Here is an 18055-nt window from a genome sequence, read left to right on the forward strand (position 1 = left end):
GTACGCGCTCGCGGGCACACGGGCGGCGCGGTGCGAACCGGCCGCGCGGCACGCGTCAGTGGGCCGAGGCGCCCTGCGGCGACGGCTGGATGGCGATCCCGAGCACCGAGGCGTACTTGGCGAGCACGAGCTTGCCGATGGCCGGGTAGGCGCCGAGCGGCTCGGCGGCCGCGCAGCCCGCCTCCTTGGCGGCCATCGCGGTCAGCGTCTCGTCGACCTCGGGCCCGATCAGGCAGGGGGCGAGCGCCAGGTTCCGCGAGCCGGAGCCCTGGAGCTGCTCGGCGGCGCGGGCGATGGCGCCGTCCTCGTCGAGCGCGGCGGCCAGCACCGGCACGGCGAGCCGGGCGGAGAGCAGCATGCCGGTGATGCCGGCGGCCTGCACGGCCTCGTCGCCGCCGACCGTGGCGAGCACGATGCCGTCGGCTGCCGTTGCGACTGTGAACAGTCGCGCGCGGTCGGCGCGGGCCAGTCCGGCCTCGGAGAGACGGACGTGCAGCGCCTCGGCGAGCAGCGGGTGCGGGCCGAGCGTGTCGGTGAGCTCGCTCGCGGATCCGCTGTTCATGACGGCCTGGCGTATCCGCCGCAGGGCGGCGCTGTCCGGTCCGGCGAGCAGCGGCACCACGACGGCGTCGGGCGCCTGGGCCCACGGGTCCTCGGCGGAGTCCTCTTCGCGCGCTTCGCCGGCGCGAGCGGCGCGCTGGGAGGCGGCGTAGGCCAGGACGGCGTCCAGCGGCGGGAAGCCCTCGCTGTCCGCGTCGGTGTCCACGTAGCCGACGCGCGCGTCGAGCCCGGGGAGCTCGGAGCGGGCGATGCTCAGGGTCTCCTCGGCGAGGCGTCGCGTGGCGAGGTCGGGGGTGCCGGGAACGGCGAGCACCAGCGGGGGCGCGCCGACCGGAGCGGCCAGGGGTTCCGGCCGCCGGTGTCGCCCCGGCTGGCGGGGACGTGGCATTCGTACAGGCAGGCCGGACACGGGCCCTGTGGGGGAGCTCATGGCGCCGCATGTTAGTCGTTCATGGGGCTCGGACGTTCGGGTGGGGGTATCTGAACAACGTCTGTCCGGTTTTATTCGATGGCTCATACGATAAGCGCAGATGTGATCAGCAAACGACCCGGAGCAGTGTGTCGTCGACGGGCAGCGCCAGATCGTTCCTCGCGAGTGCCGTGGCCACGGTCACAGCGCCGGCCAGCGGATCGCCCTGGGTGACGACCCGTCGGACCCCTGGAAGTTGCAACTGCAACTCGTGGTGCAATGGCGTGAGCAGTTGGTCGCCCAGGCCGAACAGGCCACCGGTCAGCGCCACATCCGCCGCCTGCGCCGGGCACGCCGCCGCGGCCGCCGCGGCGATGTGGCGGGCGGCCGCGCGCAGGATGCCGGCGGCGACGGGGTCGTCGGGGGCGCAACGGCCCACCTCCGGGGCGAAGGAGGCGAGCACCGCGGGCCGGTCCGGCCGCGGGTAGAGCAGCCCGGGCAGCCGGGGAGCCGGGCCGAACACCGCCTCCGAACGGGCCAGCAACGCCGGCGAGCCGCCCGTGCGGCCGTCGTACGCGCGCAGCGCCGCCTCGAGCCCGGCCCGGCCGATCCAGGCTCCGCCCCCGCAGTCCCCGAGCAGATGGCCCCAGCCGTCCGCGCGCCGCCAGCCGCCCTCCGCCGACAGATCCGTGCCGAGCGCGACGAGCCCGGTGCCGGCCGCGACGACGACGCCGGGCCGCTGCCCCAGGGCGCCGGCGTAGGCGGTCACGGCGTCGGAGGCCAGGGCGAGACGGTCCGTCCCCAGCGCGTCGCGCAGGGCGTCGGGCAGCACGGCGCGCAGGTCGTCCCCGAGCATGGCCATCCCGGCCGCCCCCACGCAGACGGCGACGCAGCCCCGGGCTCCCGCCTCGCGCAGCAGTTCGCCCGCCACGGGCAGCACCCTCCCGAGCAGGTCCCGCGCGTCGATGCCCCGTTCGCCGGTGGCCATGGGCGCCGGCGAGGACCAGGTCAGGCTCCGCCCGCCGGCGCCGGCCGGCGCCAGGGCGACGCGAAGTCCCGAGCCCCCGGAGTCGATCCCCAGGACGTGCCCGGCCACGCCGGGTCCGGCCCCCACGGCGCCGGTCACCCGCGGCCGTGGGAGCGGTGCGCGCCCGTACGAAGCGACATGGCGCGCACCCTACCGCCCCGGACGGGGGTCAGGGCAGCTGCCAGTCCACCGGGGCCGAACCCTGGCGCACCAGAAGGTCGTTGGCCCGGCTGAACGGCCGCGAGCCGAAGAAGCCGCGGTCCGCGGACATGGGGGAGGGGTGTGCGGATTCCACGCACGGCACGCCGTCCAGCAGCGGCCGCAGATTGCGCGCGTCGCGCCCCCACAGCACCGCCACCATGGGCCGGCCCCGCGCCACCAGCGCGCGGATCGCCTGCTCGGTGACCTCTTCCCACCCCTTGCCGCGGTGCGCGGCGGGCTTGCGCGGGGCCGTGGTCAGTGCCCTGTTGAGCAGCAGGACGCCCTGCCGCGTCCACGGCGTCAGGTCGCCGTTGGACGGCCGGGGCAGGCCGAGGTCGCTGTTCAGCTCGCGGAATATGTTCTCCAGGCTGCCGGGCAGCGGTCGCACGTCGGGCGCGACGGAGAAGCTCAGGCCGACCGCGTGGCCGGGGGTGGGGTAGGGGTCCTGCCCCACGATCAGCACCCTCACGTCGTCGAACGGCTGCTGGAAGGCCCGCAGCACGTTCGCCCCCGAGGGCAGATAGGTCCGGCCCGCGGCGATCTCGCCACGCAGGAAGTCGCCCATCGCGGCGACGCGCCCGGCCACTGGCTCCAACGCCTTGGCCCAGCCCGGTTCGACGATCTCGTTCAATGGTCGTGCAGCCACGGAGCGTCACTCTAGTGGCTCACCCCGCACGCGCACGAACCCGGGCCCTCCGGCGGTGGCCGGGAGGCCCGGGTTCGCCCAGGTGGGGGGGCTAAGCACCCATCATGTGCACGCCGCCGACCACTCCCGCACGCCGCCCTCGCACTGCTCGGCCCCTGGGGGCCTCACAGGCTTCGGACGGCTGCGCCGGACTCCGTCCGGCGAGTGGAGTGCTAGGCACCCATCATGTGCACGCCGCCGTCGACGTGGACGATCTCGCCCGTGGTGCGGGGGAAGAAGTCCGACAGCATGCCGACGACACCGCGGCCGGCCGGCTCCGGGTCGGCCAGGTCCCAGCCGATGGGGGCGCGGTGGTTCCACACGTCCGCGAGCTCCTCGAAGCCCGGGATGGACTTGGCGGCCATCGACTTGATGGGGCCGGCCGAGACCAGGTTGCAGCGGATGCCCTTGGGGCCCAGGTCGCGCGCGAGGTAGCGGTTGGTCGACTCCAGGGCGGCCTTGGCGACGCCCATCCAGTCGTACTTCGGCCAGGCGATCTGCGCGTCGAAGGTCAGGCCCACGATCGAGGCGCCCTCGCCCATCAGCGGCAGCAGGGCCATGGCCAGCGCCTTGTAGGAGTACGCCGAGACCTGCACGGCCGTGGAGACGTCCTCCCAGGAGGCGTCCAGGAAGTCGAAGACCCCTTGCGGGCCGAAGGCGATGGAGTGCACGACGCCGTCGAGGCCGACGCCCTCGCCCAGGTGCTCGCGGACCTTGTCGGCGAGACCGTCGAGGTGCTCCTGGTCGGTGACGTCCAGCTCGATGACCGGCGCGGGCCTGGGCAGCCGCTGGGCGATGCGCTCGACGAGCGCGAGCCGGCCGAAGCCGGTGAGGATGACCTCGGCGCCCTCGTTCTGGGCGACCTTGGCGGCCTGGAAGGCGATCGAGGATTCGGTGAGGACGCCGGTGACCAGGATGCGCTTCCCGGCGAGTGTGCTGCTCATGGCGATCGGTTCCCTGTTCTCGTGCGGATGCGGGGTGGCGGGGACGGCGGGGGTGTCAGGACGAGGGACGGTCCACGGACTCGCCCGTGGTGCGCTCGCCGAGGACCAGCACGGTCGCGGCCAGCAGCGCCATCGCCGCGGCGATCACGCCGAACAGCGGCCCGGCCCCGTAGGACTCCAGCACCGGCAGCAGTACGAACGGCAGGGCGGCGGCGCTGAGTTTGGACAGTGAGTAGGCGAGGCCGGAGGCGGCCGCGCGGATGGCGGTGGGGTACTGCTCGGCGAGGTAGACGTGGGAGACGTTGGCGAAGACGTTGCTCGCGAGCGTGTACCCGAACCCGGACAGCACGAGCAGCGGCGGGGAGCCGGCGTAGGCGAAGCCGAGCCCGGTCAGCACCATCGCGCCGGCGGAGAGTGCGACCAGCACCTTGCGTTCGACGCGGTCGATGACCGGAAGCGACAGGGCGGACCCGATGGGGTAGCCCAGGAACGACAGGGCCGTGTAGCCGAGTCCCGCGACCACGCCGTATCCCTTGGCTGCCAGGATCTGCGGGGCGAGCGAGCCGAAGCCGTAGTAGCCGACCACCGACAGGACGCAGATGAGCCACAGCATGACCGTGCGGCGGCGGTAGGGCGCCGTGAAGACCGTGCTCAGCCGTGGTTTGTCCGGTGCCGGACCGGCGGCGGCCGGGCTCTTGGTGAGCGAGCCCCCGGTGACCGTCTCCTCGGCCGGCGGCGCCGGGTGCTGCGCGGCGGGGGCGGTCCGGGACGCGGCGGGGATCTCGGCCTCCATGGCGGCCACCAGGCGCTCGGCCTCCTCGTTCCGGCCCACCGCGGCGAGCCAGCGCGGTGACTCGATCAGCCGGCGGCGCAGGATCCACACCACGGCGGAGCCGAGCGAGCCGGCGATGAACAGCCAGCGCCAGCCGTCGATCCCCAGCGGCGACTGGGGCACCAGCCACAACGCCGCGAAGCCCACGGCGGGCACCCCGCAGAAGGCGATGGTGTAGGCCCAGGCGGTGTATCTGCCGCGTTTGGACGCGGGCAGGACGTCCGCCAGGTAGATGTCCGACAGTGACTGTTCGGCGCCGATGCCGATGCCCGCCAGGAACCGGGTGACGATCAGCCAGGTGGCGTTCGGTGAGAACGCGCCCAGCAGGGAGAAGCCCGAGTAGAGGGCGAGGTTGATCAGGAACGCCCGGCGGCGGCCGTAGCGGTCCGCGACCCGGCCCAGCACGAGCGAGCCGATGAACTGCCCGATGAAGGCCGAGGCCAGGACCAGCTTGAGCGTCGTGGCCCCGAAGGCGAAGTCGTTCTGGAGGACCTTGGAGACGGTCCCCGAGAGGTTGTTCTCGAAGGTGTCGAAGAGCAGGCCGACGCCGACGACGGCGGTGAGCCTGCGGTGGACCGGGGTGATCGGCATGCGGTCGAGCCGCTCGCCGACCGACGCGGCGCGGGCCGGCCCGGTCCCGGTCTTGGTGAGGGTGATCTCGGACATGGGGGACGTTGACTCCTGGGCGGGGGCGGGGAGGAAAGGCGGCCGGCCCGGTGGCCGGCCGCCCGGCATCAGGCCGCCAGACGGCCGTCGCGGTCCACTTCGCCCCGGCGGATGGGCGCGCTGACCTCGTGGAGGTACGAGGCGACCTCGCGGTAGGAGGCCCAGAAGCCCACCTCGTGGTACGGGACGCCGCGCTCGGCGCAGTACTCGCGGGTGAGTTCACGGGCCCTGGCCAGGTTCTTCTGCGGCATGGCGGGGAACAGGTGGTGCTCCACCTGGTAGTTGAGGCCGCCGTAGAGGAAGTCGATGAACCAGGAGGGGCGGATGTTGCGCGAGGTGAGCACCTGGCGCTCCAGCCAGTCCAGGGTCTCCTCCTCGCCGTCCCGGACCGCCATGCCCTTGTGGTTGGGGGCGAAGATCAGGCCGAAGTAGACGCCGAGGGCGGCCTGCTGGACCAGGATGAACGCCACGGCCAGCACGGGCGAGAGCAGGGTGAAGACGGCCGTCAGGTAGATGACGACGCGGAGCAGGAGCAGCGCGGACTCCAGCACCGGGTTCTTGGTCTGGCCCTGCGCGATCGACTTCACCGCGGTCTTGTGCATCTTGAAGGATTCGAGGACCAGCAGGACGAAGAAGAGGACGCTCTGGTAGCGCACCACGAACCGCTGGGTGCCCCGGCGGGTGGCGTACTGCTTGATGTCGAAGATGGCCGTGCGCCGGCCGATGTCGGGGTCGAAGTCCAGGTGGTTGGGGTTGCTGTGGTGCCGGTTGTGGTGGTTGACCCACCAGCCGTAGCTGACGCCGTTGACAAAGTTGGCGTGGAAGTATCCCACCGCCGACGCGGCCTTCTTGTTGCGGAACATGGCCTTGTGGCCGGCGTCGTGCCACATGAAGGCGCTCTGGCCGCCGCACAGGCCCATCCACAGCGCCACCGGCAGCTGCCACCAGGAGTCGCCTATCCAGAAGAAGGCGCCGAGGCCGACGAGCAGCAGGGTGGTGTTCAGCGTCAGTCGCCAAGCGTAATAACGCGGATCGAGATTCAGCAGCCCTTCGGCCTTCACCCTCTTCAACAGCTCGGAGAATGTGGCCGAGGCTCCGGTGCGCGGCTCCTTGGCCGCGGCCGGGGTTTCACGGCGCCCGTCGAGCGCCGTGACGTTCCCGGGTTTCGTTTGATCGACGTGCGGAGATTGCATTGGGTGTGCTCCCCTTGGACGAAGCGCCCGGTCTGGAACGGCGGCACCGCAACCATTTCCGGGCAGGACAGTTGCGGCGAAGCTTTCCGCGCCGTGCTGATACGGCGCTGATGATCGGCTGACCGACGACGCGAGAGTGGGTTGCGGTCTTTTTCGCGAGATCGCGCTCGCGGCGGCTTTCCGCGCCGGTCTGCGCGCGGGTTTTCGTGCCGGCTTTCGGCGCCGGCTTTCCACGCGGGCCCACCGCGGCGGCGGATGCGGTCAGGCCACGGCGTGCCGCTCGGCCTCGAGCCGGGCGTCCAGGGCCCGTACGACGTCGTCCGCCTCGTGGGCGAGCGCCTCGTCGTCGGGAAGCCCGATGATGCGCATCAGGTAGTCCACCATCGACTGCCTCAGGACGTCGGTGCTGCTCTCCTGGATCATGACTGCCTCCTCCTTGCGGGCCGGTCGGAGCCGGGTCGGTGGGTCAGAACGCGTTGCAGGCGCGGAAGATGTGGGCGAAGGCCGCGAGGGACGCCCCGCCGTCGAAGGCGACGTACTCGGGGAGCGTCGCGTCGGGAGCCCACTTGTGCTTGTAGGCCAGCTGGGTCTGGGCCGGGTAGAGCCCCTCGCCGTGCTCCCACAGGAAGTGCATCAGCCACTGGAAGGACGGGCTGTGACCGGGAAGTTCGTTGCCCTCGTCGAGGCCGGTGAAGGGCGTGAAGCCGAAGTGCAGCCACTGCACCCCCTCCTCCCGGAACCGCTCGATGGCGAAGGAGTTGATGGCCTCCATCAGCCCGGGGGAGCCGCTCGGGACGCGCCGGCTGAGGTCGTGCATCCAGCCGGCCCGGGAGCCGAAGACGGGGGAGTAGGAGATGTAGGCGACCGGGGCGTCGTCGATCGTGCCCACGAACAGCCGCCGGTGCCGCTGGGCGTCGCCGCCCACCTGCCCGACCAGGAACTCCAGGGGGCGGGCCTGCTCCCCCTTCGAGCCCAGCCAGGCGTCGTCGATCGCGGCGAGGGCCTCGCGGCAGTTCTCGGCCGGCACCTCCTCGACGCGCAGGCCGTTGCGGAACGCCCGCGAGATCTTGTTGCGCAGCTGCATGAAGCGGCTGCCGCGCAGGGTGAATTCGGGCAGGCTCACCGCCCAGGACGCGCCGATCTGGTTCACGGTGAACCCGCGGCCGGCATAACGCTCGGCGTCGTGGCGCTGCAGTTGCACGCCGACCGGCCGCAGCCCCTGTTCCCGGACGTGCTCGAGGTAGCGGTCGAGCAGGGTGTCGTACGCGTCCGGGGCGGCGAAGGGCCCGCCGAGTTGTACCGCGTACCGGCCCGTCCGGCGGTAGACGATCACGCCGTCGGAACCCGGCGCCGTGAATACGCTGTTGCCGGTGTTCAGTGCGAGGAACGAGCTGGCGTTCTCCGCCTGGGTGTGAGTACGGACGGCCCGCAGAATCGGGCTGTCCGCGTCGACAATTGCGGACACGTCGATGTCCCCTTCTCGAAGAATTGCGATGGGGAGAGTAGAGCACGTTCCGGGCGTGAATCGGAAGGGATTATGGCGGATTGAATGCATGTCAGCAGTGCGTCAGCCGGATATCAGAGGGGGATGTCAATGTAGTTCCTGTGAACGGCGCCGGGAGGCCGGGCCGGGAGCGAGGAGAGGTGCCCGGAGTGGCTTATCGGGGGCCGGAGCAGCAGCTTCGGCCGGGTCATCGGCCCACGCAGGTTCGAATCCTGCCCTCTCCGCCGGATATTCAAATGGAAGAAATTTCCGCAGGGGGTGTGTGAAAGGAATTCGTCGTGCCGGGGTCTTTTCGGTCGGGAGACGGTGCCGCCCGGGGACCCCTTGCGTCTGCCCTTCGCCAGGCTTTCCCCCGGGCCGGCGGCGGGCGTAACGTCTCGGTGGGTCGTATTGCGGAGATACGGCCCACCGAGACCTTTTTGTGGCCGTCGCGCCGCGGCGGTCACGCCAGATGACGTCCGCCTGTTTCCGTCGCACCGGAGTCCCCGTGGATACCAGAGATCTCGCCCGCGCCTATGAGGAACTGCTGGCCGCCGTCGAGGCCTTCACGGCGGCGAGGGGGATCGCGGAGGCCGACCGCACGACGGCCGACTGGCTCCTCGTGCACATCGCGCTCACCGACGGCATGCTCGCGCGCGCCGCCCGCGCGCTGATGGCCGGTGAGCGGGCCCGCGTCGACAACGACGCCTGCATGTCCCGGGAGGCGATCGCCGCGGCGATCGCCTCCTCGACGCATGCCGAGCGGGTGGCGACGGTCCGGCACGGTGCCGCGCAACTCCTCGAGCTGGTCGGCCGGATGCCCTGGGACATGGCGCTGTCCGACGTGGCGGTCCGGCTGGTCGACCGCGGGGGCCGTGAGGTCTTCGCCGGCGAGCTCAAGTGGGTGGACGTGATCACCGTACGCACCCATGACCACCTCCCCGGACACGTCCGCGCTCTGCGGCAGTTCGTCGCCAACCTCGGCTGACCTGCGGCTTCTTCATCAAGAACCCCGGCTTCGACGATGCTTCGACACGCCGGTGCGGTGGGATGGGAAAAAATACCGTCGTGAAGTAATATTTCTTCAAGGGTCCTGCCAGGAGAGGAAGGGCCGAGTGCGTCGTGCGCATCGGACAGTCATGCACGGTCGCCTCCCGGGCGGCGAACGCATCCGCTCGGGCCCGGCCGACGCGCCACGTGCCACGGGCCGTCCAAGGGCGAACCGTCCGGAACGAGCGCCACATCCTCATCCACTGCACAGAGCGGCAAGGGAGACAGTCGTGCTGAGCTTCTCGATACTCGGAGCGTTGGAGATCCGCACCCCAAGCGGTCCGGCGGAGATCCCAGGAGGTCTGCAGCGCACGCTGGTGCAGGCGTTACTCGTCAGCGAGGGACAGGCCATCGCGGGGGACACCCTGATCAACGAGATGTGGGGGGAGTCGGTCCCGGAGAACGAGGCCAACGCCCTCCAGGCGCACGTCAGCAGGCTGCGCAGGCGCCTGAAGAGCCTCGAGAGCGAACGGCCGGCCTCGCGCCTGAGCATCCACCCCTCCGGCTACCGGCTCTCCCTCGAGGAGGGGGAGCTCGACGCGGCCGAGTTCATCTCCCTGGTCAGACGTGCCGAGGCGGGCAACGGGACCGGGCGGGACGAGGCCGCGGCGCTGACGCGCACCGCGCTGGCGATGTGGCGCGGACCGGTCTTCGGCGGACACACGGGCGGACCGGTCTGCCAGACGGCCGCCGCGCGGTACGAGGAGTACCGCATGCGGGCCCTGGAGCTGTTCTTCGACGCCGAGCTCAAGGCCGGCCACCACGCCGCCATCCTCGCCGAACTGCGTGAGGTGCACGCCGGGAACCCCCTGCGGGAGTACTTCTGCGAGCAGTTGATGATCGCGCTCTACCGCTCCGGGCGCCAGGCCGACGCCCTGGACACCTACCGCCGGATGTGGCACCGCCTCTCCGAGGAACTGGGCGTCGAGCCCTCCCCGGCGCTGCGCCGCGTGGAGCACGCGATCCTCTCGCACCACCCGGCGCTGAGCACCACCGCAGACGCCCGGTCCGCCCTGCTCGAGGCGGTCTGACGGGCCCGCCGCCGTGCGGTGCGCAGGACTCCGGCGGCACACCGACCCCAACCGTACGCATGCCCATGCGGGGGCGCCTCCCAGGAGGCGCCCCCGCATCGTGCGTGCCGCGCCGGCCGGACCGCCGCGTCCGCGTCCGCCTCCACGTGTCGTGCTGTGCCGGACCGGGCCGGCTTCCGGGTGCACGTACGCCGCGCCGCCCGCTCCCGCGGCGGGGGCCGGGGAACGGGCGGCGTGGTGCGTGCTCTGCTGCGGGCGTCAGGCCGCCGCGATGGCCAGGACGACGTTCTGCCCTCCGAATCCACAGGAGTTGCTCAGCGTGAGATCGGTGCGCAGAACCGTCGGGGCGTCGGCGACCTTGATCTCCATCCGGGAGTCGAGCGTGCCCAGGTTGGCGGTGGGCGGCACCAGGCTCTGCTCCATGGCGAGCACGGAGAACGCGGCCTCCACCGCACCGGCCGCGCCCAGCAGATGCCCCGTCACCCCCTTCGTGGACGTCACCAGCGGGTCGGAGGTGAGCACCCGCTTGAGCACCCGCGCCTCGGCGAGATCGTTCAGAGGCGTGGAGGTGCCATGGGCGTTGACGTGCCCGACGTCCCCCGTCCCGGCGCCCGCGTCGGCCAGGGCCGAGCGCAGGGCGTCCTCGACGCCCGTACCCTCCGGATGCGGGCTCGTCATGTGATGGGCGTCGGCCGAAGCGCCGTATCCGACGATCCGGCCGCGGACCCGGGCGCCGCGGGCCCGGGCGTCCGCGACGCGCTCCAGGACGAGGACCCCCGCCCCCTCGCCCGCGACGAAGCCGTCGCGGTCGGCGTCGAAGGGACGGGAGGCGAGGGCCGGGTCGTCCTCGCGCTTGGAGAGTGCCCCCATCTGCGCGAAGCCGGCCATCACCAACGGGGTGATCATCGCCTCGCTGCCGCCCGCCAGGACGACGTCGCAGCGATCCAGCGTCAGCAGGTCCCGGGCCGTGCCGATGGCGGTGGCGCCCGAGGCGCAGGCCGTGGCGACCACGAGGTTGGGGCCGGTGGCCCCGAACTCCATGGCCGTCTGGCCGGCCAGCATGTTGGGCAGTTGCATGGGCAGCAGGAGCGGGGACACGCGGGTGGCCCCGCTGTGCCGCAGCACGTGGTGCTGCTCCTCCACCGTGCCGGGGCCGCCGTCGGCGCAGCCGAGCACCACCCCGACCCGGGCGCCGTCCCAGGTCTTGGGGTCGAGCCCGGCGTCGGCGATGGCCTCCCGGGCCGCCACCAGGGCGAACTGCACGAAGCGGTCGAGGCGGTGCGCGCGGCGCGCACCGAGCAGTTCATCGGGCCGGAAGTCGGGAACCCGGCACGAGATCCGTACGGGGTTCTCCTCGAGGGCGGGGTCGACGGCGGCGGGCGAACGCCCGCCGCACACCGCCGCCCAGCTCGGTCCCACCCCTATGCCGCCAGGGGTGACCAGACCGAGTCCGGTGACAGCGACATCGATCCCGGCCATCAGACCTTGGCACTCCGCTCGTCCATCAGGGCGACCATGTCGCCGATGGTGGGGGCTTCGAGCAGCTCGTCGTCGCTGATCTTGATCCCCAGCTCCTGCTCCAGCACGAGCGAGAGCTCGACCACGGCCAGCGAGTCCAGTTCGAGCTCCTCGTGGGTGGCCTCGGGGACGACCTGCTCGGCGGTCACCTTCAGCTTGCTGACGAGTATTTCCTTCAGCTGGTCGAGCATCGTGGACATGGTGTTCCCTTTCCCGAAATGAATGGTGAGAGATGAAGAAGTGGTGCGGTGAAGAAGTGGTGCGGTGAAGAAGTGACCGGGGCGCGAGGGCCCCGTCAGGCGGCCACGTCGGGCCACACCAGGGCCGTCGAGCCCCAGGCGAGCCCGCCGCCGAACGCGGTGAGCAGCACCCGCTGGCCGGCCGTCAGCCGTCCCTCCTCCGCGGCCTGGGCCAGCAGCAGGGGGATGGAGGCGGCGCCGGTGTTGCCGACCCGCTCGATGTTGGACAGCCGCCGCTCGTCCGGGATGCCCAGCCGGTCGCCGACCGCCGTGAGGATGCGCGCGTTGGCCTGGTGGGCCGCGAGCCGGTCGACGTCCTCCATCCGCCAGCCGGCGCTCTCGACCGCCTGCTGGGAGACGGTGGTCATGTGCTCGACCGCCATCCGGTAGGTGTCCCGGCCGCGCATCCGGAAGTACTCCTCGCCAGGCTCGGGCGGGATGCCGCTCGAACGCTGCCGGGAGCCGCCCGCCGGGACCTCGATGAGGTCGTGGTGCTCGCCGTCGCTGCCCAGGACGATCCGGCCGACCGCCCCGGGCTCGTCCGCCGTCCCGGCCCGCAGCACCACGGCCCCCGCGCCGTCCGCGAAGATCACGGCCGTGGTGCGCTCCTCGGGGTCGATGATGGTGGTGAACGCGTCGGCCGCGATGAGCAGCACCCGCTCGGCGGTGCCGGAGGCGATCAGGCCCGAGGCCGCGGCCAGCCCGTAGAGGAAGCCGCTGCACACGGCCGAGACGTCGAACGCGGCCGCCCCCGTCAGCCCCAGCTGGGCCGCCACGTGGGGAGCGGTGGCGGGGCACGGCTGGTCCGGCGTGGTGGTGGCCAGCACCACCGCGTCGGCCTGCGACTCGCCGGCGGACTTCAGCGCCCGCCGCCCGGCCTCCACGGCCAGGTCCGAGGTCGCCGTCCCCGGGTCGACGACGTGCCGGGCCGCGATGCCCGTACGGGTGCGGATCCACTCGTCCGAGGTGTCCAGCCGGGCCGTCAGGTCCTCGTTGGTGACGATGCCGGGCGGTACGTACCCGCCGACCCCGCAGACGACCGCGACGCGCCCGGCGGACGGGCCCGAGGGCGAGCTCATCGCGCGTCCCCGGCGGGGGAGGCGAGGGCCTCCACGGGCAGCCCCATGTAGGCCATGCGGGCCTCGGCCATCTCGTCGGTCCACCGCTCGGCCATGTCGTAGCGCTGCTCCGGGGTGGTGTCCAGCATGCGCACGCCGGGCCACAGCTCGTAGTCGCCGATCTTGTCGGCGTGGTCGAGCATGCCCTTCTGGAACAGCTCCTCGCGGTGGATGACGAACTCCCGGTCCGGGACCGCGTCCCACAGCTCGACCCCGGCCCGCAGGATCTCCAGCAGCCTCGGGCGGTACTCGGGGCGCTCGACCAGGTGGTCGCGCAGGATGGTGCTGGCGACGGTCAGGTGCCGGATCTCGTCGATGGCCGTGCCCCGGGAGATCTCCCCCGTGGCCGGGGACAGCGGGGTCCACTTGCGCTCGCTGAGCTCCGCCGCCGGCGCCAGCACCCCCTCGATGACGATGGCGAAGACCGCCACGCCGCCCAGGAAGTCGCGCTGGTCCCGGACGATGTCCAGGGTGAAGTCCTCCACGGGCTGGAGGACCCGCTGCCGGTAGTCGGCCGCCATCTCGTCGATGTCCCGCAGCAGGGACTTCGCCGGCATGCCGAGCTCCACCAGGTGGTTGCGGAAGACGCGGGCGTGCCGCGCCTCGTCGATCATCTGGGTGGCGTAGAACTCCATCTCGGGGATGCCGGGGGCGATGGGCACGTAGTGGCCCAGCAGCCGGGTGGCGATCTCCTCGGACAGCCCCCGGAAGCCGAACTCCAGGATGAGCGCGTCGCGCAGCGGGCCGGGCTCCTTGAGGAATTCCGGAACGATCGCCTTCTCGTGGTGCCCGGTCACCCCGCGCTCCCGCAGCGTGCCCTGGGCCACCTCGGTGATCCAGTACGCGAGGTCGCACTCCTCGGGACCGAGCGTGAGCTCCTTCGCGCCGTCGAGCAGCCCGGGAGCCTTGTCCCAGTCCGCCTCCGGTGCCACGGAATCAGTCATCGTGCACTCCCTTTCCTTTCCGGTGGGGATCGCCGCGTCAGGCCGCGGAGGCCGGGCGGAGCGGGCCGGCGAACAGTCCGCCGGCGTAACTGAGCAGGGGGTCGCCGTCGTTGACGACGGTGTGGGTCACCTGGCCGAGCAGCACGTCGTGGTCGCCCACGCGCGGGGTGCCGAAGACCCGGCAGGTGTAGTGCGCCAGCGCGCCGTGGAGCAGCGGCGCGCCCGTGTAGGGGTCGGTGCCCTGGGACAGGCCCGCGAACTGGGGGTCGCCGTCGGGCCGGGCGCTGTCGGCGAACCAGCGGGCGATCCGCTCCTGCGAGGCGTCCAGCACGTTGACGGTGAAGCGGCCCTCGGCCGCCGCCAGTTCGGCGAAGGACGAGCCGGCCCGCAGGCAGGCGCCCAGCAGGAGGGGCTCCCGGGACACCGCCGTGACGGTGCTGACCGTCGTGCCGTGCGGCCGTCCGCGGTGGCTGACGGTGAGCACCGAGACCGGCGAGGCCAGGTGGGTCAGTGCCCGGCGGTCGCGGCCGCGGGTCCGCGGGCCCGCCCCGCCGGCCCGGGGGCCGGACTGGGAGCGGGCCGCGGCGGTGACGGTCACCGGGCCGCCTCCTGCCGGGGACGGGCCGTGGCGGCCCCGGCGGCGGGCGCCTTCACGGCGGGGACGTGCCCGACCGGCACCGGTTCGCCCGCGTGGCCGACCGGCTTGGGGTGCGGCAGGCCCAGGTCGTCCAGCAGCCGCAGATAGCCGCTCTGGCGCACGGGCTCGAAGGGCAGCGCGAAGGACTTCATGAAGTTCCCGAACAGGGCCCGGTCGCCGAAGAGGTGGAAGGGCAGCACCATCAGCGCCCATTCCGGCCCGATCAGCCAGCACCACAGCGCCGCGACCGCGGCCTGGGTGATGAGGCTGTGCATCACGTTGTAGAGCACGTAATACGTCTTGGCGATCGGCCGGCCGCCACTGCGTTTGAAGGCAATGGCCCCCGGGATGTAGCCGATCAGATCGATGTAGAGGAACAACCCGATCGCGGGAAGCCAGCGGATCTCGTCGTAGTGCGCGATGAGAAGACCGGTCGCCACGACGAAACCGACGAGGTATTCCGCGCGGTGCAGTTGATATGTCTTCGGTGTTTCAAAGGGATTTGCCTGGTCCACGACGGCTCCTCGGCGAAGAAGGGTGGTCAGGCCGCGACGTCGCCGGGTCGGGCGATGTCCATGTCGTCCGCCCCGGTGAATTCGGTGCCGGGGAACAGCCCCGCCACCGACCACGCGACGGTCTCCTTGATGACCCGCTCGGCGATGGGGTCGAGGATGCCCTCGAGGCTGGGGATGCCGAAGTCGAAGTCAGCCGTGAAGTGCAGCGTGACGTCGTCGCCGTCCTGGGACAGGTCCCAGACGCCGGTGAAGCTGTCGAAGTCGCCGTCGCTCTGCTCGAAGCGGATCTCCAGCTCGTCCCGCAGGAAGTGGTCCTCCTCGGTCCAGCTCAGCAGCCCGCTGCGGAAGTGCAGTTCCCAGCTGGAACTGCAGTCCTTCTCGGGGAGGGTGGCGTGCACGGTGGTGGCCCGCACGTGCGGCGCCAGCTCCGGGAACCGCTCCCACTTCATGATCTCGTCGAAGACCGCCTCGGCCCGCTGGGAGGGCACCCGGGCTTCCAGTTCCACGTGTCGCATGATCAGTTACCGCCTTCCGGCATCTTGGCCGAGTGCCGCACGAGGTCGCGGGTGGCCTTGTCGAACGCATTGAGCAGGAATTGCACATCGGTCTCGGTGAGGATGGCGGGCGGGGTGAACCGCACCACCGAGCTGCCGTTCATGGAGTGGTTGGCGACCACGCCGTGGTTGAACAGCTCGATCAGCAGCTCGCCGGCCAGTCCGGCCTCGACGAGCTCCACGCCGATGAGCAGGCCCTGGCCGCGGACGTCCACGACCAGGTCGGGAATGTTGTTGTGGGCGATCTTGGCGATCCTCGGCAGCAGCCGCTCGCCGAGGTCCCGGCCCCGGGGGATCAGGTTCTCCTCGCGGACCGCCTGGATGGCGCCCTGCACGGCGGCCATCAGCAGCGGCTGGCCGGAGAAGGTGGCCGTGTGGACGTAGGGGTCCTTGTCGAAGGGCCGGAAGGCCTTGCGGGTGGCGACCGCCGCCGAGACGGGGAGCACGCCGCCGCCGAGCGCCTTGCCCGCCAGCAGCACGTCCGGCACCACGCCCTCGATGTCGGCGCCCCACCACTCGCCCAGCCGGCCGAAGCCGGTCTGGATCTCGTCGAGGATGAGGAAGCCGTCGTACTCGCGGACCGCCTCCTCCACCTGCTTGAGGTAGCCCTTGGGCGGGATGATCACGCCGCCCTCGCCCTGCACCGGCTCGAGGATGACGCACACCTCGCCCGGGTGGGCGGCGAGCTCGGCCCGCAGCGCGTCGATGTCGCCGAAGGGAAGGTGCAGGAAGTCGGGGACCAGCGGGCGGAAGGGCTTCTGGTAGACCTCCTTCGCGGTGGCCGACAGGGCGCCCAGCGTCTTGCCGTGGTAGCCGCCGTACATGGAGACGGTCCGCTTGCGGCCGCCCGCCCGCGCCAGCTTCAGGCCGGTCTCGACCGCCTCGGCGCCCGAGAGGGCGAAGTGCACCCGGTCCAGGCCGGGCGGCATCACCGACACCAGGGCCTCCGCGGCGCGGGCCGCGGTCGGCTCCAGCAGGATGCGGGTGGCGGTGGGGTGGGTGGTCAGCTGGCGCAGCACGTGGTCCATGACGATGGGGTGGCGGGCACCCATGGTGAAGACGCCGTATCCGCCGGTGTTGAGGAAGCGCTCGCCGTCGCTGGTCGTCAGCCAGCTGCCGGAGGACTCGACCTCCATGTGGCTGCCGAACAGTTCGGCCAGGGTGGCCCGGCCCTTGCTGAGGTGCGCCCGGTAGAGGCCGAGGATCTGCTCCTCGGTGTCGATCCGGGCGTGCTGCATCACGGTCATGGGTGTTTCACTCCAGGGGAACGCGCTGGTCGCGCGGGTGAGGGATGACGCCGGATCAGGCCAGCTCGAGCGGTTCGCCGCCGAAGTACCGCAGCAGCGGTTCGGCCGCCGCGCCCCGGCCCGGGGGGTGGAAGGCGAGCGGGCGGACCGAGGCGGCCTGCCGGGCGTGGTCGGAGGAGCGGATGAAGTCCATGCCGCCCAGCAGCTCCAGGGCCTGGTCGGTGGTCCGGCTGAGGGCGTCCTGCAGGGCGTACCGCGCGACCAGGACACCGGAGACGGCGGCCTCGCCGGACAGCCCGTCGCGCACGGCCCGGGCCGCGCCCTCGAGCAGGGCGAAGGACGACTCGCAGGTGATGGCGAGCGCGGCCCGCTCGGACGCCGCGCCCCGCTCGCGCTCGAGCACCAGCTCGACGAGGGCGGCGGCGGCACCGGCGTAGCCGGCCGAGATCAGCATCTCGAACCAGATGAACCCGGCGGTCTGCAGGTCGTCCAGCCGGTCCGGGTCCTCGGCGGAGGTGCGCACGATCAGGTCCTCGGGGACGAAGACCTCCTCCAGGCGCACCTCCTCGCTCTCCGCAGCGGCCAGCAGCTCGTTGCCCCAGAAGGGGTGCACGGACAGCCCGGCCGAGGTGGAGGGCACCAGGGCCAGCGCCAGCTCGGGCTCGCCGTCGGCGCCGGGGACCGAGATGCTCGCGGTGAGCAGGTCCATGGACGTCGCCAGGCTGCACGGCTTCTTGGCGCCCGAGAGCACATAGCCGCCCTCCACCGGACGCGCGGTCACCGACGGCGCGAGGATGTTCTGCTGGGTGCGGCCCTCGGCCCAGCCGGATGCCATCAGCAGCTGCTCCGGCACCACGCGGTGCAGCAGGTCCAGCTGGGCGGCGTTGAGCCGGCCCTTGTCGGCGGCCAGCGCGTAGAGCATGGCCGAGGTGAAGTGGTGCATGGTCACGGCGGCGGCCAGCGAGGGGGACACCGCGCCGAGCGCGCGCTGCACCAGCACGGCCTCCAGGGGGTCGGCGCCGAGGCCGCCGTACTCGGCGGGGACCAGCAGGCCCACGCCGCCGTGCTCGCGGAACAGGTCGATCCCGGGGCCGCCGGGCCGCTCCCGCTCCGCGTAGGGGATCTCCAGCAGGGCCTTGATCAGGCCGGGGTGGTGGCGCTCGCAGACGGCGCGAGCTTCATCGAGGGAACGCACGAGTTG

General features: G+C 72.0%; 19 protein-coding genes and 1 pseudogene. 3 read left to right on the forward strand and 17 right to left on the reverse strand.

Annotated features, from left to right (window positions below; genetic code table 11):
* Positions 1-55: 55 nt before the first annotated feature.
* The 8 genes from IE295_RS03735 to IE295_RS03770 all read right to left on the reverse strand — a co-directional run bounded on the left by IE295_RS03735 (position 56) and on the right by IE295_RS03770 (position 7983).
* Complete coding sequence (locus tag IE295_RS03735; protein WP_190061942.1) at positions 56-991, reverse strand: sirohydrochlorin chelatase; 936 nt, start codon at positions 989-991, stop codon at positions 56-58.
* 106 nt (positions 992-1097) lie between these two features.
* Positions 1098-2084: an N-acetylglucosamine kinase gene (locus IE295_RS03740; protein ID WP_224323227.1), complete on the reverse strand. Its 987-nt coding sequence runs from the start codon at positions 2082-2084 to the stop codon at positions 1098-1100.
* A gap of 82 nt (positions 2085-2166) precedes the next feature.
* Positions 2167-2844, reverse strand: coding sequence for a uracil-DNA glycosylase (locus IE295_RS03745; RefSeq protein WP_190061943.1), 678 nt, complete (start codon positions 2842-2844; stop codon positions 2167-2169).
* 212 nt (positions 2845-3056) lie between these two features.
* On the reverse strand, positions 3057-3827 hold the full coding sequence (gene fabI / locus IE295_RS03750) for an enoyl-ACP reductase FabI (protein WP_190061944.1): 771 nt from the start codon (positions 3825-3827) through the stop codon (positions 3057-3059).
* 55 nt (positions 3828-3882) lie between these two features.
* The gene (locus IE295_RS03755; protein WP_190061945.1) at positions 3883-5325 is read right to left on the reverse strand and encodes an MFS transporter; all 1443 of its coding nucleotides are present in this window, start codon (positions 5323-5325) and stop codon (positions 3883-3885) included.
* 68 nt (positions 5326-5393) lie between these two features.
* Positions 5394-6518, reverse strand: a complete 1125-nt coding sequence (locus tag IE295_RS03760; protein ID WP_190061946.1) for a fatty acid desaturase family protein — start codon at positions 6516-6518, stop codon at positions 5394-5396.
* 261 nt (positions 6519-6779) lie between these two features.
* Positions 6780-6941 carry a hypothetical protein gene (locus IE295_RS03765; RefSeq protein WP_190061947.1) on the reverse strand — a complete coding sequence of 54 codons (162 nt, stop codon included), beginning with the start codon at positions 6939-6941 and terminating at the stop codon, positions 6780-6782.
* 43 nt (positions 6942-6984) lie between these two features.
* A complete protein-coding gene (locus IE295_RS03770; protein WP_224323228.1) occupies positions 6985-7983 on the reverse strand; it encodes a bifunctional lysylphosphatidylglycerol flippase/synthetase MprF in 999 nt (332 codons plus the stop codon).
* A 173-nt stretch (positions 7984-8156) separates the two neighbouring features.
* Here IE295_RS03770 and IE295_RS03775 point away from each other — a divergent pair.
* The 3 genes and pseudogenes from IE295_RS03775 (at position 8157) to IE295_RS03785 (ending at position 10082) form a co-directional block, all read left to right on the forward strand.
* Positions 8157-8246, forward strand: a pseudogene (locus tag IE295_RS03775).
* Between the two features lie 263 nt (positions 8247-8509).
* Positions 8510-8989 carry a hypothetical protein gene (locus tag IE295_RS03780; protein WP_190061949.1) on the forward strand — a complete coding sequence of 160 codons (480 nt, stop codon included), beginning with the start codon at positions 8510-8512 and terminating at the stop codon, positions 8987-8989.
* A gap of 292 nt (positions 8990-9281) precedes the next feature.
* A complete protein-coding gene (locus tag IE295_RS03785) occupies positions 9282-10082 on the forward strand; it encodes an AfsR/SARP family transcriptional regulator (RefSeq protein ID WP_190061950.1) in 801 nt (266 codons plus the stop codon).
* Between the two features lie 258 nt (positions 10083-10340).
* Here IE295_RS03785 and IE295_RS03790 read toward each other — a convergent pair whose 3' ends face one another.
* The 9 genes from IE295_RS03790 to IE295_RS03830 form a co-directional block, all read right to left on the reverse strand.
* Positions 10341-11561: a beta-ketoacyl-[acyl-carrier-protein] synthase family protein gene (locus IE295_RS03790; protein WP_190061951.1), complete on the reverse strand. Its 1221-nt coding sequence runs from the start codon at positions 11559-11561 to the stop codon at positions 10341-10343.
* Entirely contained in the window at positions 11561-11791 is a 231-nt protein-coding gene (locus IE295_RS03795) for an acyl carrier protein (RefSeq protein WP_190062393.1), read from the reverse strand. Before IE295_RS03795 ends, IE295_RS03790 begins: the two co-directional genes overlap by 1 nt.
* Positions 11792-11895: 104 nt before the next feature.
* Positions 11896-12918 (reverse strand): beta-ketoacyl-ACP synthase III, encoded by a 1023-nt coding sequence (locus IE295_RS03800; protein WP_190061952.1) that lies wholly within the window; start codon positions 12916-12918, stop codon positions 11896-11898.
* The gene (locus IE295_RS03805) at positions 12915-13901 is read right to left on the reverse strand and encodes a ferritin family protein (protein ID WP_190061953.1); all 987 of its coding nucleotides are present in this window, start codon (positions 13899-13901) and stop codon (positions 12915-12917) included. The genes IE295_RS03800 and IE295_RS03805 overlap by 4 nt, the downstream gene beginning before the upstream one ends.
* Positions 13902-13938: 37 nt before the next feature.
* On the reverse strand, positions 13939-14499 hold the full coding sequence (locus tag IE295_RS03810) for a flavin reductase family protein (protein WP_190061954.1): 561 nt from the start codon (positions 14497-14499) through the stop codon (positions 13939-13941).
* Complete coding sequence (locus IE295_RS03815; RefSeq protein WP_190061955.1) at positions 14496-15053, reverse strand: hypothetical protein; 558 nt, start codon at positions 15051-15053, stop codon at positions 14496-14498. The genes IE295_RS03810 and IE295_RS03815 overlap by 4 nt, the downstream gene beginning before the upstream one ends.
* A 26-nt stretch (positions 15054-15079) precedes the next feature.
* The gene (locus IE295_RS03820; protein WP_190061956.1) at positions 15080-15568 is read right to left on the reverse strand and encodes a type II toxin-antitoxin system RatA family toxin; all 489 of its coding nucleotides are present in this window, start codon (positions 15566-15568) and stop codon (positions 15080-15082) included.
* A 2-nt stretch (positions 15569-15570) separates the two neighbouring features.
* Entirely contained in the window at positions 15571-16854 is a 1284-nt protein-coding gene (locus IE295_RS03825; RefSeq protein ID WP_190061957.1) for an aspartate aminotransferase family protein, read from the reverse strand.
* A gap of 55 nt (positions 16855-16909) precedes the next feature.
* Positions 16910-18049, reverse strand: a complete 1140-nt coding sequence (locus IE295_RS03830; protein ID WP_190061958.1) for an acyl-CoA dehydrogenase family protein — start codon at positions 18047-18049, stop codon at positions 16910-16912.
* Between the last annotated feature and the right edge of the window lie 6 nt (positions 18050-18055).

Origin of the sequence: Streptomyces griseocarneus, from assembly GCF_014655595.1 — a bacterium.
Classification (GTDB): Bacteria; Actinomycetota; Actinomycetes; order Streptomycetales; family Streptomycetaceae; genus Streptomyces; species Streptomyces griseocarneus.

Excerpts from the sequence above, each read along its gene's own strand:
- IE295_RS03735 (WP_190061942.1), bottom strand. The coding sequence starts at position 991 with ATGAGCTCCCCCACAGGGCCCGTGTCCGGCCTGCCTGTACGAATGCCA.
- IE295_RS03820 (WP_190061956.1), bottom strand. The coding sequence starts at position 15,568 with ATGCGACACGTGGAACTGGAAGCCCGGGTGCCCTCCCAGCGGGCCGAG.
- IE295_RS03795 (WP_190062393.1), bottom strand. The coding sequence starts at position 11,791 with ATGCTCGACCAGCTGAAGGAAATACTCGTCAGCAAGCTGAAGGTGACC.
- IE295_RS03765 (WP_190061947.1), bottom strand. The coding sequence starts at position 6,941 with ATGATCCAGGAGAGCAGCACCGACGTCCTGAGGCAGTCGATGGTGGAC.
- IE295_RS03805 (WP_190061953.1), bottom strand. The coding sequence starts at position 13,901 with ATGACTGATTCCGTGGCACCGGAGGCGGACTGGGACAAGGCTCCCGGG.
- IE295_RS03760 (WP_190061946.1), bottom strand. The coding sequence starts at position 6,518 with ATGCAATCTCCGCACGTCGATCAAACGAAACCCGGGAACGTCACGGCG.
- IE295_RS03800 (WP_190061952.1), bottom strand. The coding sequence starts at position 12,918 with ATGAGCTCGCCCTCGGGCCCGTCCGCCGGGCGCGTCGCGGTCGTCTGC.
- IE295_RS03755 (WP_190061945.1), bottom strand. The coding sequence starts at position 5,325 with ATGTCCGAGATCACCCTCACCAAGACCGGGACCGGGCCGGCCCGCGCC.
- IE295_RS03825 (WP_190061957.1), bottom strand. The coding sequence starts at position 16,854 with ATGACCGTGATGCAGCACGCCCGGATCGACACCGAGGAGCAGATCCTC.
- fabI (WP_190061944.1), bottom strand. The coding sequence starts at position 3,827 with ATGAGCAGCACACTCGCCGGGAAGCGCATCCTGGTCACCGGCGTCCTC.
- IE295_RS03790 (WP_190061951.1), bottom strand. The coding sequence starts at position 11,561 with ATGGCCGGGATCGATGTCGCTGTCACCGGACTCGGTCTGGTCACCCCT.